We start from the raw sequence: 571 nt of genomic DNA, 5'->3' as shown, positions 1-571 counted from the left end.
TGGGAAATCTCATCTTGAGGGGGGCTTCACGCTTAGATGCTTTCAGCGCTTATCCCTTCCGTACATAGCTACCCAGCGGTGCTCCTGGCGGAACAACTGGTACACCAGCGGTACGTCCATCCCGGTCCTCTCGTACTAAGGACAGCTCCTCTCAAATTTCCTACGCCCACGACAGATAGGGACCGAACTGTCTCACGACGTTCTGAACCCAGCTCGCGTACCGCTTTAATGGGCGAACAGCCCAACCCTTGGGACCTACTTCAGCCCCAGGATGCGATGAGCCGACATCGAGGTGCCAAACCTCCCCGTCGATGTGGACTCTTGGGGGAGATAAGCCTGTTATCCCCAGGGTAGCTTTTATCCGTTGAGCGATGGCCCTTCCATGCGGTACCACCGGATCACTAAGCCCGACTTTCGTCCCTGCTCGACTTGTAGGTCTCGCAGTCAAGCTCCCTTCTGCCTTTGCACTCTTCGAATGATTTCCAACCATTCTGAGGGAACCTTGGGGCGCCTCCGTTACTCTTTAGGAGGCGACCGCCCCAGTCAAACTGCCCACCTGACACTGTCCTCG

Annotated in this window: 1 rRNA gene; it reads right to left on the bottom strand. The window is 56.6% G+C overall.

The annotated features are described in order from the left end of the window. A 23S ribosomal RNA gene (locus MMB75_RS26095) occupies positions 1-571 on the bottom strand; the annotation flags it as partial.

It is taken from the genome of Paenibacillus sp. P2(2022), from assembly GCF_029522175.1.
Lineage (GTDB): Bacteria > Bacillota > Bacilli > Paenibacillales > Paenibacillaceae > Paenibacillus > Paenibacillus polymyxa.
This window is presented reverse-complemented; position numbering and strand designations above follow the sequence as displayed.